General features: G+C 56.3%; 12 protein-coding genes. 4 read left to right on the forward strand and 8 right to left on the reverse strand.

What is annotated here, in order from left to right; genetic code table 11:
• The first annotated feature begins 54 nt into the window (after nt 1-54).
• Nucleotides 55-1,716: a DNA repair protein RecN gene (recN, locus tag CX651_RS06960; protein WP_101055038.1), complete on the forward strand. Its 1,662-nt coding sequence runs from the start codon at nt 55-57 to the stop codon at nt 1,714-1,716.
• 160 nt (nt 1,717-1,876) lie between these two features.
• On the opposite strand, the gene CX651_RS06965 is transcribed toward recN, so the two are convergent.
• From CX651_RS06965 to CX651_RS07000, 8 genes are all read right to left on the reverse strand, one after another.
• The gene (locus CX651_RS06965; RefSeq protein WP_101055040.1) at nt 1,877-2,533 is read right to left on the reverse strand and encodes a CoA transferase subunit B; all 657 of its coding nucleotides are present in this window, start codon (nt 2,531-2,533) and stop codon (nt 1,877-1,879) included.
• Between the two features lie 15 nt (nt 2,534-2,548).
• The gene (locus tag CX651_RS06970; protein WP_101055042.1) at nt 2,549-3,250 is read right to left on the reverse strand and encodes a CoA transferase subunit A; all 702 of its coding nucleotides are present in this window, start codon (nt 3,248-3,250) and stop codon (nt 2,549-2,551) included.
• Between the two features lie 64 nt (nt 3,251-3,314).
• Nucleotides 3,315-4,205: a hydroxymethylglutaryl-CoA lyase gene (locus CX651_RS06975; protein ID WP_101055044.1), complete on the reverse strand. Its 891-nt coding sequence runs from the start codon at nt 4,203-4,205 to the stop codon at nt 3,315-3,317.
• A gap of 2 nt (nt 4,206-4,207) precedes the next feature.
• Nucleotides 4,208-6,265: an acetyl/propionyl/methylcrotonyl-CoA carboxylase subunit alpha gene (locus CX651_RS06980; RefSeq protein ID WP_101055046.1), complete on the reverse strand. Its 2,058-nt coding sequence runs from the start codon at nt 6,263-6,265 to the stop codon at nt 4,208-4,210.
• Between the two features lie 13 nt (nt 6,266-6,278).
• Complete coding sequence (locus CX651_RS06985) at nt 6,279-7,133, reverse strand: enoyl-CoA hydratase-related protein (protein ID WP_226564259.1); 855 nt, start codon at nt 7,131-7,133, stop codon at nt 6,279-6,281.
• A gap of 11 nt (nt 7,134-7,144) precedes the next feature.
• The gene (locus CX651_RS06990; protein WP_025009397.1) at nt 7,145-8,752 is read right to left on the reverse strand and encodes a carboxyl transferase domain-containing protein; all 1,608 of its coding nucleotides are present in this window, start codon (nt 8,750-8,752) and stop codon (nt 7,145-7,147) included.
• A 68-nt stretch (nt 8,753-8,820) separates the two neighbouring features.
• Complete coding sequence (locus CX651_RS06995; RefSeq protein WP_025889846.1) at nt 8,821-9,990, reverse strand: isovaleryl-CoA dehydrogenase; 1,170 nt, start codon at nt 9,988-9,990, stop codon at nt 8,821-8,823.
• A gap of 60 nt (nt 9,991-10,050) precedes the next feature.
• Complete coding sequence (locus CX651_RS07000) at nt 10,051-10,458, reverse strand: MerR family transcriptional regulator (RefSeq protein WP_025009395.1); 408 nt, start codon at nt 10,456-10,458, stop codon at nt 10,051-10,053.
• A 391-nt stretch (nt 10,459-10,849) separates the two neighbouring features.
• Between CX651_RS07000 and CX651_RS07005 the strand changes: the two genes are divergently transcribed.
• The 3 genes from CX651_RS07005 (at nt 10,850) to gndA (ending at nt 15,070) form a co-directional block, all read left to right on the forward strand.
• Nucleotides 10,850-12,766, forward strand: a complete 1,917-nt coding sequence (locus CX651_RS07005) for a propionyl-CoA synthetase (RefSeq protein WP_101055050.1) — start codon at nt 10,850-10,852, stop codon at nt 12,764-12,766.
• A 293-nt stretch (nt 12,767-13,059) separates the two neighbouring features.
• Entirely contained in the window at nt 13,060-13,374 is a 315-nt protein-coding gene (gene sugE, locus CX651_RS07010; protein WP_039033745.1) for a quaternary ammonium compound efflux SMR transporter SugE, read from the forward strand.
• 157 nt (nt 13,375-13,531) lie between these two features.
• Complete coding sequence (gene gndA, locus CX651_RS07015) at nt 13,532-15,070, forward strand: NADP-dependent phosphogluconate dehydrogenase (protein WP_101055052.1); 1,539 nt, start codon at nt 13,532-13,534, stop codon at nt 15,068-15,070.
• Nucleotides 15,071-15,171 lie beyond the last annotated feature (101 nt).

Consider the following 15,171-nt stretch of genomic DNA (forward strand, 5'->3'; position numbering starts at 1 on the left):
TGTATAAAAAATCAGTATATACTGTTTATCAATACAGTGTTTTGGGAATTCATTATGCTTTGCCAACTCAGCATCAATAACTTTGCCATAGTGCGTTTTCTGGAGCTGGACTTCCGTCCGGGAATGACCAGCATTACCGGCGAGACCGGGGCGGGTAAATCCATTGCCATCGATGCCCTGGGGCTTTGTCTCGGCAACCGGGCTGATGCCGCCAGTGTGCGTCCCGGTGCCAGCAAGACGGAAGTCAGTGCCCGTTTCTCTCTGGCGGATGTCCCTCTGGCCAAGCGTTGGCTGGAAGATAATGACCTCGAACTCGAAGATGAATGTATTCTCCGGCGCACCATTGGCAGCGATGGCCGCTCCCGCGCCTATATCAATGGTAACCCTGTGCCGCTGACTCAGCTCAAGGCGTTGGGGCCCTTGCTGGTGGGGATCCACGGCCAGCATGCCCATCACGCCATGCTCAAGACAGAGCAGCAACTTTACCTGCTGGACAGCTATGCCAATCATAAGCTGTTGCTCGATGGTGTCAGCAGTGCCTATCAGCGTTATCGCCAAATCGAGCAGGAACTGCGGCAACTGGTGCTGTCGCAGCAGGAGAGAATTGCCCGCAAGCAGTTGCTCAGTTATCAGGTGGAAGAACTCAACGACTTTGCCCTCGGGGAGCATGAATTTGCCGAGATAGAGCAGGAGCACAAGCGTCTGGCCAACAGCACGGCGCTGATCGAGTCCTGTCAGTTGGCCCTGATGCTGCTTAGCGAGGGCGAAGAGGCCAACATAGAGTCATTGCTGAACCGGGCCGTGCATATCAGTGCCGAGCTGGAGAGTGTCGATGCTGAGCTGGCCAATGTCGGCGGTATGCTCAACGATGCCCTGATCCAGGTGCAGGAAAGCAGCAGCGAGCTGCAGCGCTATCTGGACAAACTCGAGTTGGATCCCGAACACTTTGCCATGCTGGAGGCGCGACTTTCCAAGGCGATGCAATTGGCGCGCAAGCATCAGGTGATGCCCTCAGAGTTGTATCAACACCATCAGCAGTTGCTGGCCGAACTGGGTAGCCTCGACTCAGATGAGCAGAAGCTCGAAGAGATAGAGCAGCAATTGGAAGCCAGCAAACAGAATTATCTGACCCAGGCGCAAAAACTCAGTCAGAGCCGCAGCCGCTATGCCAAAGAGTTGGACAAGTTGGTCACGGCTTCCATCCATGAACTCAATATGCCCAAGGGCAAGTTCAGCATAGCGGTGGAGTTTAATCCTGAGCAGATGTCGGTCAATGGCAGTGACAGGGTGGAGTTTCTGGTGACCACCAACCCGGGACAACCCCTGCAGAGCCTGGCCAAGGTGGCCTCGGGGGGCGAGCTTTCCCGTATCGGCTTGGGTATTCAGGTGATAACTGCCCGTAAGGTAGCTACCCCGACACTGATTTTTGACGAGGTGGATGTGGGGATTTCCGGGCCAACGGCGGCCGTGGTGGGCCGCATGTTGCGCACCTTGGGAGAATCGACCCAGGTATTGTGTGTAACTCATCTGCCGCAGGTGGCAGGTAACGGCCATCAGCATATGTTTGTTGCTAAACATGCCAAGGGCAGTGGTACCGAAACCTCTATGGTGGCGCTAGATAAAGAGCAGCGGGTACAGGAGTTGGCCAGGTTGCTTGGTGGCGATACCATTACCAGCAATACTCTGGCCAATGCCCGAGAGTTGCTGAGCAGTTAAAAGCGACGTTTTGCAAGTTTTGAGATAAAACAGCCACAACCAATATTATCCGCGGGATTTTTGAGTCGCGATGGCGACTCAAAAACTATGGTCCGCTGAAAATCGGCCCGGTCAATGTCGGCCTATTGAGAGTCACAATAGGCCTCAGAGACTTAATTTCTTACAAGATCATCTCTGGCACATGTTCGGGGACGATAAGCTTGCCGGCGGTTTTGGCAACTATCTCCTCGACACTCACACCTGGTGCCCGCTCCAGCAGGTGGAAGGCGCCATCCTTGATTTCGATAAAGGCCAGGTCTGTCAGTACTCGCTTGATGCAGCCGTAACCCGTGAGCGGCAACTCGCATTTGCTCAGCAGTTTGGAATTGCCGTGTTTGTCGGCGTGCATCATGGTGACTATGATATTGTCGGCGCCGGCCACCAAGTCCATGGCGCCGCCCATGCCTTTAACCAGCTTTCCGGGGATCATCCATGAGGCGATAGAGCCTTCGACATCCACCTCGAACGCGCCCAGCACAGTGAGATCCACATGCCCGCCACGGATCATGGCGAAGCTCTCGGCGCTGGAGAAGAAAGACGCGCCCTTGACGGCGGTAACGGTTTGCTTGCCGGCGTTGATCAGATCCGGATCTATAGTGTCTTCGGTGGGGAATTCACCCATCCCCAAGAGGCCGTTTTCCGATTGCAGCATCACCTGCATGCCCTCGGGGATATAGTTGGCCACCAGAGTGGGGATACCTATCCCCAAGTTGACGTAGTAACCGTCTTTGAGTTCCTTGGCGACGCGTTGGGCCAGTTGTTCTCTTGAAAGTGCCATTTTGCTCTCCTGCCCTTATGCCTGTTTGACTGTGCGCTGTTCGATACGCTTCTCGAACGCACCCTTGATGACGCGATCCACATAGATGCCCGGGGTGTGGATATGATCCGGGTCCAGCTCACCCGGCTCGACTATCTCTTCCACTTCCACCACAGTTATCTTGCCGGCGGTGGCCATCATGGGGTTGAAGTTGGCGGCTGTTTTGCGAAATACCAGGTTACCCATGGTATCGGCCTTCCAGGCGCGGATCAGCGCGAAGTCGGCGGTCAGTGCCTCTTCCAGCACATAGTGGCGGCCATTGATTTCGCGGGTCTCTTTGCCATCGGCCACAGGGGTGCCGTAGCCGGTGGCGGTAAAGAAGGCGGGGATCCCGGCGCCGCCAGCGCGGATCTTCTCCGCCAGAGTGCCTTGCGGAGTGAGGATCACATTGAGCTCGCCGCTGAGCATCTGCCGCTCAAAGGTGGCGTTTTCACCCACATAGGAGGCGATCATTGTGCTTATCTGCTTATGTCGCAGCAGCAGCCCCAGTCCGAAGTCGTCCACCCCGGCGTTATTGGAGATGGCGGTCAGGCCGCTAACGCCCAGCTTGACCATTTGATTGATAAGACCTTCGGGAATGCCGCAAAGGCCAAAACCGCCCACCATGACTGTCATATCATTGGTGAGACCTGCGAGCGCTTCGTCGTAGCTGCCGACGAGTTTATTGAGTCCTGCCATAGTGATGTCCTTGCTGTTTATTATCTGTCGTTATACTGCTTATCTGTTGTGCCACCTGGAGGCCTTAAACTCCCAGGGCTCTGGCTACTTTTGAACCGGTTTTCCGGCCAAGCTGCTGGCTTATCTGCCGTCCGGCCCGGGCCAGTTTGTTGAGATCTATGCCTGTGTCTATACCCATACCATGCAGCATGTAGACAAGATCTTCACTGGCCAGATTACCGGATGCGCCTTTGGCATAGGGGCAGCCACCGAGTCCGGCGACCGAGGTATCTATTACACTGACGCCGGTTTCCAGGCAGGCGAGAATGTTGGCCAGCGCCTGACCGTAGGTATCATGGAAGTGTAGCGCCAAGCGCTCTATCGGTACGCGCTCGGCCACGGTTTCCAGCATTTTGCGGGCCTTGAGCGGTGTACCTACGCCTATGGTGTCGCCGAGGGATATCTCATAGCAGCCCAATTGATGCAGAATGTCGGCGACCCGAGCCACTTCTGCCGGGGCGATTTCACCATCATAGGGGCAACCCAGTACGCAGGAAACATAGCCGCGAACCCGAATGCCTTGCTCCTTGGCCCGGCTCAGCAGGGGCTCGAAGCGGGCGATGGACTCTTCGATGGAGCAGTTGATGTTCTTCTGGCTGAAGCCTTCGGAGGCGGCGGCAAATACCGCCACTTCATCGGCGTCGGCATCCAGCGCCAACTCCAGGCCCTTGAGATTGGGAGTCAGGGCGCTGTAGCAGACGCCGGCGCGGCGTGAAATGCCGCGTAGCACCTCGCCCGAGTCTGCCATTTGCGGCACCCACTTGGGCGACACAAAGCTGGCGGCTTCGATGCGCTTCACCCCGGCATCGGCCAGCGCTTCAATCAGGGCTATCTTGGCTTGAGTGCTGACCGAGGTTTCATTTTGCAGGCCGTCTCTTGGGCCCACTTCAAACAGGCTTACCTTGGGAGGCAGCATTTTTAAGCCTCCTTGAGTTGTTCGCTGAGCTCCAACAACTGGGCGCCATCGCTGACCAGTTCGCCGGGCTGGAAGAAAAACTCACTCACAGTGCCATCGAAAGGCGCGGCTATGGTGTATTCCATCTTCATCGCTTCCATCACCATCAGCCCTTGGCCGGCCTTAACGTTATCGCCTACAGCCACCAGGTGGGTGACTATGGTGCCGTTCATCGGCGCCTTGAGCAGATCGGCATGGTTGGCCTGCTCCTCTTCCAGCTCATTCTGAATGGCGCGGAAATGGCAGGCGCTAAGCTCGCCGGAGCGGCCAAGCAGGGTAAAGTCCATGCCCTGGCGGCTGATTCGCTGGCTGCTGATATGCCCATCGACCACACAGCGAAGCGTGTCACCACCGGCCTCATCTGTGCTCAACTCGCCTTCGATAACCAGGGTTTGGCCATCCAGTGTCAGTTGCCAGCTATCGGCCTTGGCCAGCTCAGTCAGTTGCAGGTGATGAATATGGTGTTCATCGTCCATCAGGGCAATATCGTGGCGCTTGGCGCTGTTGAGTCTAAAGCCACTGGCGCTGCCCCAGGGCGAGGAAGGGTCCTGACTTTTTGCCTGTTTGGCCCGGGAGTCGCGTTTGCGCCACAGCATTTCATACAGGGCGGCTTTGGCCAGCAGCGGCAAGGGCTGGGCGCTGTCTTTCGCTTGAGGCAGCAGCTGTGCTTGATAGCGCTCAATAAAATCTGTGCTGAAGTCGGCGCTGGCAAAGGCCGGGTGAGCGGCGATTTTACCCAGGAAACCGATATTGTGTTTCAGGCCGGTGAGCTGGAAGTCATCCAGAGCCCTCTGCAGGCGCTGCAGCGCTCTTGGGCGTGATTCATCCCAGACAATCAGCTTGGCTATCATGGGGTCGTAGAAGTTGGAGATTTCATCGCCTTCACGGACACCCGAGTCGATACGCACATGGCGCGATGGCTTGGGCTCGCGCAGGAAGTTGAGCTTGCCGCTGGCAGGCAGGAAGTCGTTATCCGGATCTTCGGCATAAATTCGCACTTCAAAGGCATGGCCCTTAATGGCAACTTGCTCCTGAGTCAGGGGCAGAGGCTCTCCGGCGGCGACCAGCAGCTGCCAGTGCACCAGATCTGTCTCGGTCACCAGCTCGGTAACCGGATGCTCTACCTGCAAACGGGTATTCATCTCCATAAAGAAGAAGCTGCCGTCTTCCTCTGTGGCATGGGTGTCCAGCAGAAACTCGACCGTGCCTGCGCCCACATAATCGATGGCGCGGGCGGCGGCCACGGCGGCTTCACCCATGCGGCGGCGCAGGGCGTCGCTGAGGCCGGGGGCCGGCGCTTCTTCCACCACTTTCTGGTGGCGGCGCTGAATCGAGCAGTCCCTGTCTGACAGATAGATGGCATTGCCTTGGGTGTCGGCAAATACCTGCACTTCCACATGGCGCGGCTGCTCCAGGTAACGCTCCATCAACAGCTTGTCATTGCCAAAACTGGAGGCGGCTTCACGGCGGGCCGAGTCGATGGCCGACTTGACTTCCGTCAGGCTGCGGACAATCCGCATTCCCTTGCCGCCGCCACCGAAGGCGGCCTTGATCAGCAGCGGGAAACCGATTTTTTCGGCTTCACTGAGCAGCACTTCATCGCTCTGGTCATCACCATGATAGCCGGGCACCAGTGGTACTCCGGCGCGGCCCATGATGAGTTTGGCGGCGCTCTTGCTGCCCATGGCTTCTATGGAATCGGCCTTGGGACCGATAAAGGCGATATTGGCCCGTTCACAGGCAGCGGCAAAAGCGGCGTTTTCCGACAGAAAACCATAACCCGGGTGGATCGCCTCGGCGCCACAGGTCTTGGCGATATCGATGATGGCATCGCCCCTGAGGTAGGAGTCGGCCGGCGCCGAGCCCCCCAGATAAAAGGCTTCATCGGCCATGGCCACATGGGCGGCATGGCGATCGGCATCCGAGAACAGTGCGACAGTGCGTACACCCAATGACCTGGCGGTACGTATGATGCGACAGGCAATTTCGCCGCGGTTGGCAATCAGAATCTTGTTGAACATCTTACATCCTTCCTTAGTCACGGCGCTGTGGCGGGTTTGAGCTATTGCCTGGATTGCAACTGGAGTTGTTGGCCGGGTTGTTACTTGAACCTTGCCAGTTCGGCGGGCGTTTTTCGAAAAAGGCGTTCAGCCCTTCCTGGCCTTCAGCAGACACCCGGATCCGGGCGATGGCCTCGCCGGTGAGCGCCAGCGTCTGTTCATCTATCAGTCCGTGGCGGATATCGCTTATCAGCTGTTTGCACCTGTTGAGCGCCTGCGGACTGTTGCCCAGCAGCGACTCGATAAGGGGCGCTGCGGCGGCCTCGAGATCGTCTGCTACCTGATGCACCAGTTGTAAAGTCTTGGCGACTTCGGCATCGAAACGCTCTGCGGTCAACATATAGCGTCTCGCCTGACGCTCGCCCATGGCGCGGCGCACATAGGGGCTGATAACCGCCGGGATCAGGCCAAGTTTCACCTCTGACAGGCAAAAGCTGGCCTTGGGCGTCGCAATGGCGATATCGCAGCAACACACCAGCCCCAGCGCCCCACCAAAGGCTGCGCCCTGTACCAGTGCCAACGACGGCTTGGGGAATTGATCCAGAGTGGCCATCAACCGTGCCAGCTCGGCGGCGTCTTTGAGGTTGTCATCAAAGTCCATCGCCGCTTGTTTGCGCATCCAGTTCAGGTCGGCGCCGGCGCTGAAATGTTTGCCGTTGGCTTTCAGCAGCAGCACCCGGCAGGCGGGATCCCGGGCCAGGGACTCCAGCGCATCAATGAGCTCGGCAATCATCACTTCATCGAAGGCGTTGGCCAGCTGCGGGCGATTCATCACCAGGGATGAAACGCCGCGGGAGTCGGTGGTTAATGTCAGATATTGATAATCCATACCGGCCTCCATTACATGCGGAACACGCCGAAACGTGTGTCCTCTATGGGCGCATTCAGCGCCGCCGACAATGCCAGGCCAACCACATCCCGGGTCTGGGCCGGGTCGATAATGCCGTCGTCCCACAAACGGGCGCTGGCATGGTAGGGGTGCCCCTCTTTATCGTATTGGGCTATCACCGGAGCCTTGAAGGCGGCTTCTTCCTCGGCGCTCATGGTCTGCCCCTTGCGGGCCAGGCCGTCTTTACGCACTGTGGCCAGCACTCCAGCGGCTTGTTCGCCCCCCATGACTGAGATGCGGGCGTTGGGCCACATCCACATCATGGTGGGTTCAAAGGCGCGGCCGCACATGCCGTAGTTACCGGCGCCGTAGGAACCGCCGATGATCACGGTAAACTTGGGCACAGTGGCGCAGGATACAGCGGTCACCATCTTGGCGCCGTGTTTGGCTATGCCTTCATGCTCATATTTCTTGCCGACCATAAAGCCGGTGATGTTTTGCAAAAACAGCAGCGGGATCTTGCGCTGGCAGCAAAGCTCGATGAAGTGCGCGCCTTTTTGCGCCGACTCGGAAAACAGAATGCCGTTGTTGGCCACTATGCCTACCGGGTAGCCATGAATACGGGCAAAACCGCACACCAGAGTGGCACCGTAACCGGCCTTGAACTCGTCGAAGTCCGAGTCATCGACGATGCGGGCAATCACTTCTTTGACATCGAAGGGCTTTTTCAAGTCGGTGCCGACTATGCCGTAGAGCTCATGAATATCGTACTTGGGTGGCTTTACCTGGCTCAGAGTCTGGGCAATCTGCTTTTGGTGATTGAGGCGGGAGACGGCATTGCGGGCCAACTCCAGCGCGTGGTCGTCGTTTTGCGCCAGATGATCGGCCACACCGCTTATCTTGGTGTGTACCTCGGCGCCGCCGAGCTCTTCGGCACTGACCTCTTCACCTGTGGCAGCTTTCACCAGCGGCGGGCCGGCCAAAAAGATGGTGCCCTGTTCACGGACAATAATCGATTCATCGGCCATCGCCGGCACATAGGCGCCACCTGCGGTACACAGGCCCATGACCACGGCGATTTGCGGGATCCCTTTGGAGGACATGCGGGCCTGATTGAAGAAGATACGGCCGAAGTGATCCCTGTCCGGAAATACTTCATCCTGGCGCGGCAGGTTGGCACCGCCCGAGTCCACCAGATAGATGCAGGGCAGGTGACAGCGCTCGGCTATTTCCTGAGCCCGCAGGTGTTTTTTCACCGTTAGCGGGTAGTAAGTGCCGCCTTTGACCGTGGCGTCGTTGGCGATAATCATGCACTCGACTCCGCTGACCCGGCCGATCCCGGCTATGATGCCTGCGGCGGGCACTTCTTCGTCATAGACTTCGAAGGCGGCAAACTGGCTCAGTTCCAGAAATGGCGAGCCGGGATCCAGAAGTTTCTCTACCCGGGTGCGCGGCGCCAGTTTACCGCGGGACAGATGGCGCTCCATGGCCACAGGGCCACCGCCTTCGACTATCTTGTTGAGCTTTTGTTGGACATCGGCCACCAGGTGGGACATGGCGGCTTGTTTTTCCCTGAATTCATCGCTGCGGGCGTTGATTCTACTGCTGATTTGAGGCACGGCTTGTCATCCTTTTCGACTGAATGGGGGAGCGTGAAGGGCCGCTTGAACGGCCCCGGCATTCGCCATTACTTGGTTTCGTTGAACAGCTCGCGACCAATGAGCATGCGGCGGATTTCCGAAGTGCCGGCGCCGATTTCATAGAGCTTGGCATCGCGCAGCAGACGGCCGGTGGCGTATTCATTGATATAGCCGTTGCCGCCCAGCAACTGAATGGCGTCCAGTGCCATCTTGGTGGCGAGCTCGGCGCTGTAGAGAATGGCACCGGCGGCATCTTTACGTGTGGTTTCGCCGCGATCGCAGGACTTGGCGACGTTATAGATATAGGACTTGGCGGCATTCATGCCTGTGTACATGTCGGCCAGTTTGCCCTGCACCAGTTGGAATTCGCCGATGGATTTGCCGAACTGCACCCGCTCGTGCATATAGGGCATCACTATGTCCATGCAGGCGGTCATTATCCCAAGAGGGCCGCCGCTGAGTACCACCCGCTCGTAATCCAGGCCACTCATCAGTACCTTCACCCCCTGGTTGAGGCCGCCGAGAATATTTTCTTCCGGGACTTCGCAGTCTTCGAATACCAGTTCACAGGTGTTGGAGCCGCGCATTCCCAGCTTGTCGAGCTTCTGCGCCTGAGAGAAGCCTTTGAAGCCGCGCTCGACGATAAAGGCGGTAATCCCGTGCGGGCCCTTGTCCAAGTCGGTTTTGGCGTAAATCACATAGGTGTGGGCATCCGGGCCATTGGTGATCCACATTTTATTGCCGTTGAGAATGTAACGGTCGCCTTCCTTGCGGGCGTGTAGCTTCATGGAAACCACGTCCGAACCTGCGTTGGGTTCACTCATCGCCAGTGCGCCTATATGCTCGCCGCTGACCAGCTTGGGCAGGTATTTTTCCTTCTGGGCCTGATTGCCGTTGCGGTTGATCTGGTTGACGCACAGGTTGGAGTGGGCGCCGTAGGACAAACCTATAGACGCCGACGCGCGGGAGATCTCTTCCATGGCCACTACGTGCGCCAGATACCCCATGTTGGCACCGCCGAACTCTTCTGGGACTGTTATCCCAAGCAGCCCCATGTCGCCGAACTGAGGCCAAAGCTCGTTGGGGAAGGCGTTGTCCTGATCCACCTTGGCGGCAATGGGGGCGATTTCATTGGCGGCGAAACCGTTGACTGCATCCCGCAGCATATCGATTTCTTCACCGAGTCCAAAGTTGAGGCTTGAGTAGAGAGAGTTCATTGGCTTGATGTCCTGTAAGTTAATATTTTTTATTTATTATTATGGTGTTTGGTCAATGGCTCAGGCTTTTTCCTGCTCCATGTCATCCAGCGCCTGACGGCACTGAAGTTCGGCAGAATTGAGTTCCATCAACACCACCTTGATATCGTCCATCTGTTGTTGCAGTGAAGTTTTCTTCTCTTCGATCAGGGCCAACATGGTATTGAGCTGAGCATGGCTGCTCTTGTCGGCATCGTAGAGTTCAAACAGTCGGCGGGTTTCCGCCAAGGAAAAGCCCAGACGCTTGCCGCGCAGAATAAGTTTCAGTCTGACTCTGTCCTTGAGACTGTAGATACGGGTCTGGCCACGGCGCCTGGGTTTGAGCAGCCCCTGATCTTCATAGAAGCGGATGCTACGGGTGGTGATATCAAATTCCTTTGATAGATCACTGATGGAGTAAGTGGTTTGTGGATTGTGGTTTGCGCTCATCGATAACACCATAAAATTGAACCTGTTTGGCAAGATATATGAAGTTTACGTAAAGGTAAAGTTTGTTGTGTGTTTTTGCGACTGTGTGGGTGTCCACCGCCGCTGCCATCAGCCTTTGCCCGTATTGAAACACTTGCTTCATTAACCTGTTTATTTGTCTTCCAATCTGGGTAACGGTGCATGGCACCCTTCACTATGCATGTTTGCATTCCAATGGTTGTGATCGCCGGAGCGGATGAGCAGCAAAATACCCGCAAGTCAAAAGGCGCAGTTCGAGCGGGGTTTTAGGCTAACGTCTAATTGGGTACAAGGCCAAAAAGGACTTTAATTGTCCCAGGAAGGAAGGGAACGCAGTGCCGTCGCAGAACGGCGTCCTTTGGGAGGACAGATAATGATAGATCCGGGTTTAGCCCTGCATAAGGCGTCACTCGAGGACAAGACACAGTTTTGGGGCGAGTGTGCCCGTGCCATAGATTGGCAACAGCCCTGGGAGCAGGTGCTGGATGAGAGTGAGGCGCCATTTTACCGCTGGTTTAGCGGTGGCATGCTCAACACCTGCTATAACGCGGTGGACCGGCATGTGGCCGCAGGGCGTGGCGAACAGACCGCCATTCAATATGTCAGTCCGGTAACAGATACCGAGTACGGCATCAGCTATAACGAATTACAGCAGCAGGTGAGCCGTCTGGCGGGCTGGATGCAATCTGTCGGGATCAATAAGGGCGACAGAGTCGTTATCTATATGCCTATGGTGCCGGAAACCCTGTTTGCCATGCTGGCCTGTGCCCGCATAGGGGCAATACATTCGGTGGTGTTCGGCGGCTTTGCCGCCAATGAACTGGCAACCCGGATCAACGATGCCAAACCCCGGCTGGTATTGTCCGCCTCCTGCGGCATTGAACCCTCAGGTGTTGTGCCTTATAAGCCCCTGCTGGACAAGGCGCTGGATCAGTCTGAGCATAAGGTGGAAAACTGCCTTATTCTCGGCCGCAGTCAGTATCAGGCCGAGTTGCAGCCAGGGCGGGATCATGACTGGCAGAGTGCCATCTGTCAGGCGACTCCTGTCGATTGTGTGGCGGTCGAAGCCACTCATCCCCTGTACATTCTCTATACCTCAGGCACCACAGGCCAGCCAAAGGGGGTGGTGCGTGATAACGGTGGCCATGCCGTAGCGCTGGCCTGGTCGATGAAGGCCATCTATGACATAGAACCTGGTGATGTCTTCTGGGCCGCCTCTGATGTGGGTTGGGTGGTGGGTCACTCCTATATTGTCTATGCACCGCTGCTGGTAGGTGCCACCACCTTGCTGTTTGAAGGCAAACCTGTGGGCACCCCGGATCCCGGCACTTTTTGGCGCACCATAGCCAAGTACAAGGTCAAGAGTTTCTTTACTGCACCGACGGCGATTCGTGCCATCAAACGTGAGGACCCTGAGGCAAGCTATGTGGCTCAAAGCGATCTCTCTTGCCTGAAGAACGTGTTTCTGGCCGGCGAGCGTTGTGACCCGGATACCTTGAAGTGGGCGTCAGAGAAGCTGGCCAAGCCAGTGATAGATCACTGGTGGCAAACCGAAACAGGATGGGCCATTGCCGCCAACTTGATGGGAGTGGCGCCTATTCCGGTCAAAGCCGGGTCACCGGCCAGAGCCGTGCCCGGTTATCAGGTGGAAGTATTGGACGAAATGGGGGAGCAGGTGGCTCCCGGGCAATCGGGCAATGTGGTGATTAAGCTGCCTCTGCCGCCCGGAACCCTGACTACCTTGTGGCAAAACGATAAGCGTTACCATGACAGCTATCTGGCCATGTATCCCGGTTACTATCTTACCGGGGATGCCGGCTATATGGATGAAGAGGGCTATCTCTACATCATGAGTCGTATTGATGACATCATTAATGTGGCCGGTCACAGATTATCGACCGGGCGTTTTGAAGAGGTACTTTGTCAGCATCCGGCGGTGGCTGAAGCGGCGGTTATCGGTGTGGAAGATAAGCTCAAGGGGCAGGTGCCGCTGGGGTTGGTGGTGCTCAAGATGGGGAATACCCTGAGCGAAGAACAGCTGCACAAGGAGCTGGTGGCCCTGGTGCGCCAGGAAATTGGCCCGGTGGCGGCGTTCCGTTTGGTGAGCGCTGTGCCCAAGTTGCCCAAGACCCGCTCCGGCAAGATACTGCGTGGCACCATGCGTAAAATTGCCGACAACCAGGAGTTCAAGGCGCCGGCAACCATAGAGGATCCCGGCACTCTGGATCTGGTACGCACCGCACTGACCCGCATGGGCTATGCCGATTCTCTGGTGAAAGAGCACGCCTGAGGTTGACTTTCTCCTTTTGCGCCTGCCGCTGGCAGGCGTTTTTTTAGCTGTTTTTCATGTTGTAAAGGCGCGCCTCTTACACTTTGCCCTTTTAGTCGGCCTTTGCTAAGATGCCGCTGCTCCGTTCGGGGCAACAACAAGTAGTTACATATAAAGTAGTAGCATCCAAGTTTTACATTCAGGCTTGCAACTTAAGCTACACTATGTAGCCTTATCATTCCGGCCGCAGGGACGACCCTGCAAGCGCCTTTTCCACTATCGGGGACGACCCCTCTTTAAAAAGGGATGGGTTCATGAACTGGTTACTCTTAATCCTCGCAGGTTTGTTTGAAATCGGTTGGGCCATAGGCCTTAAATATACCCAGGGTTTTACCAAGTTAATTCCGAGTCTGTTGACCTTGGGCGCTATGGCCATCAGTGTCGGTTTGCTTGGGCTGGCGACCAAGTCATTGCCTATAGGCACGGCTTACGGTGTTTGGGTAGGCATTGGCGCTATGGGCACGGCATTGGTGGGTATCTGGCTATTCGGCGAGAGTGCCAGTCTGATGAAAATCGGCAGTTTGCTGTTGATTTTTATCGGTGTTTTGGGACTGAAACTGGCTAATTGAACCCGGATGTTTGTCTGTTAATCGTGTTTTTCAAACAAGGTTATCGTCAAGGGCGGCTGGTAATTAACTTTCGTTAATCAGTATAATTAATCCACTCAAGGCCGGTTGTTGGCTCACAAAATGGCCGGCTCCTCTGCTACCCGTGGAATTAATAACAATGCAAACCCACAAGCATCTTTCTGACATCGGGGTCATAGGCCTGGGTGTTATGGGCAAGAATCTCGCTCTCAATATCATAGATAACGGCTATCGGGTCGCGGCGTTCGATCTGGACAGTCGCAAAGTGACAGCTGCCGAAAACCAGGCCAAGACGGAAGTGACCGAGAGGGAACAATTGCTGTTTGGCTGTAATAATCTTACTGATTTGATGGCAAATTTAGCAACACCGCGCATCTTGCTGCTGTCCATTCCGGCCGGTGCGGCGGTCGATGCCGTATGCCAATCCCTGCTCGATGCCGGGATTGAGCGCGAGGATATAGTCATAGACACGGGCAATAGCCTGTGGACAGACACTATAGCGCGGGAACAGCGCTATCGCGATCAGTTTATCTTCTTCAGCTCAGCTGTGTCCGGCGGTGAGGTGGGGGCTAGATTCGGGCCTTCTCTGATGCCAAGTGGTGATATCAAGGCCTGGAAGCGGGTTGCTCCCATTTGGCGGGCGATAGCTGCCAAGGTGGATGGTGACACCGGATTGCCGCTGGAACGATTTGAGCCCGGCAACCCGGTTACCCAAGGGGAGCCCTGCACGGCTTACATAGGCCCGGCCGGTAGCGGTCACTATGTGAAGATGGTGCACAACGGCATTGAATATGCCGACATGCAGTTGATTTGCGAGGCTTATCATTTGCTAAGCCAAGTGCTGTGCCTTGATGCCTATGCCATTGCCCAGGTGTTCGAGCGCTGGAATACAGGTGTGCTCTCCAGTTATCTGATGGAAATCAGCGCCGAGGTCTTGCGGCAACAGGACCCATTAAGCGGCAAGCCTCTGGTTGAGATGATCCTTGATAAGGCAGGGCAGAAGGGCACAGGTCTGTGGACGGCTGTCAGCAGCCTGCAGATAGGTTGCCCGGCGCCCACTATCGCCGAAGCGGTTTATGCCCGCGCCATCAGCACTCAAAAGGTTCTGCGCCAGAGCTTGGCCACCAAGTTGGTCGGTCCCGAAGCGAGAGGCACTCAACCGGCAGGCTCGGACGAGCAACAAAGCTTTATTGATGGCCTGGAGAGCGCTCTCTATTGCGCCAAGGTGAGCTGTTATGCCCAGGGGTTCCAGTTGATGGCGATGCAGGCTCAGGAGCTGGGATGGCAGTTGGATTTTGCCGCCATCGCCAGGATCTGGCGCGCCGGCTGTATTATTCGCGCCAGATTCCTGCAATCCATAGCCGCAGCCTACGACAGTGAGCCTGAATTGGCCAATTTACTGTTGGCCGATGGCTTTGCTTCAACGCTTTCGGCGCGCCAGCAGGCATGGCGGCAAACAGTTGCCAAGGCGGTACTTGCAGGTGTGCCTGTGCCCTGCATCTCATCGGCGCTTTCTTACTACGACAGTTATCGCACTGAGACGCTGCCGGCCAATCTGTTGCAGGGACAACGGGACTTTTTCGGAGCGCACAGTTTTGAGCGTATAGACCAAGCTGCCAACGAGCGTTATCACCTGGATTGGAGTGACCCCAAGCGGCCGCTGATTAAACTGGATTGAGGGAAAACGGGCCGGGCAGAACACTATCACCGGCCAACGAAAAAGGCTTCCAACTGCGTGGCAGTGGAAGCCTTTGTTATTTCTATCCCTTTTTTATAGCT

Origin of the sequence: Shewanella chilikensis (assembly GCF_002836945.1) — a bacterium.
GTDB lineage: Bacteria > Pseudomonadota > Gammaproteobacteria > Enterobacterales > Shewanellaceae > Shewanella > Shewanella chilikensis.